The 529-nt window shown below is 42.5% G+C and carries 1 protein-coding gene; it reads left to right on the top strand.

The features are described from left to right. A partial coding sequence (locus JO950_RS22010) for a condensation domain-containing protein (RefSeq protein WP_237732434.1) occupies positions 1-529 on the top strand: 529 nt, incomplete at both ends.

The raw sequence follows: 529 nt of genomic DNA, 5'->3' as shown, positions 1-529 counted from the left end.
ACGGTTGGTGTGTAAGTGTGCTTATCAATGACTTTAATGAACTGTTGAGTGCCGCAATAAAAGGCAGTACAGCTGATTTGCCACCGGTAATACCTTATTCCAATTATATCAATTGGTTGAAAACCATAGACAGAGAGCATTCACTTGGTTACTGGGAGGGCAACCTTAAAGGTTATGCAGTACCGGTAGAGATTCCTTTTAAGACAAGAGCTGTTGGGACTACTTATATCAGATCCAATGAACGTCTTGAAATAGGGGGAGCTATGTTTAAGCAAGTAGACACGCTTTGCACCACTTTAGGCATTACTCACAACACTTTTATACAAGGCGTTTGGGGCTATCTATTGTCACGTTACAACAACACGAGTGATGTGGTGTTTGGTGCTGTGGTATCAGGTCGTCCGGCCGATTTAGCAGGTGTTGAAGATATGATCGGACTGTTTAGTAATACCATTCCGGTCAGAGTACAGTATGATGTTGATACTACGGCTGCTGACCTGTTAAAAATGCTGCAAGAGCAATCGATACA

Origin of the sequence: Flavobacterium sp. UGB4466 (assembly GCF_903469665.1) — a bacterium.
GTDB classification, from domain to species: Bacteria; Bacteroidota; Bacteroidia; order Flavobacteriales; family Flavobacteriaceae; genus Flavobacterium; species Flavobacterium lipolyticum.
This window is presented reverse-complemented; position numbering and strand designations above follow the sequence as displayed.